Source organism: Microvirga roseola, assembly GCF_020866965.1.
Classification (GTDB): Bacteria; Pseudomonadota; Alphaproteobacteria; order Rhizobiales; family Beijerinckiaceae; genus Microvirga; species Microvirga roseola.
Genome location: NZ_JAJATX010000230.1, coordinates 1 through 314, shown reverse-complemented (window position 1 = coordinate 314; position 314 = coordinate 1). Strand labels below are relative to the sequence as shown.

The 314-nt window shown below is 63.4% G+C and carries 1 pseudogene; it reads right to left on the bottom strand.

The annotated features are described in order from the left end of the window. Positions 1–314 (bottom strand): annotated as a pseudogene (locus tag LG661_RS25000) (hybrid sensor histidine kinase/response regulator); the annotation flags it as partial.

Genomic DNA, 314 nt, shown 5'->3' with positions numbered 1-314 from the left:
GCGTTCACTGCCAGATTGAGGATCGCATTTTCTAGCTGGTTCGGGTCCGCCTGAGAGCGCCAGAGACCGCCGGCGAGAACTGTCTCCAGCACAACCACTTCACCGAGCGTCCGCTTCAGCAGGTCAGACATGCCGGCCACTAGCTTGTTGACGTCAATGGGCTTGGGATCGAGCGGCTGACGCCTGGAGAAAGCCAACAGCCGCTGGGTCAGGGTCGCGGCACGTCGTGTTGCCTCCATGGCGTGATTGGCTGCCCGCTGGAGGCGGTCGGAGCCCTCCGGTAGACGGCGCTGGAGGAGTTCGATGTTGCCGAC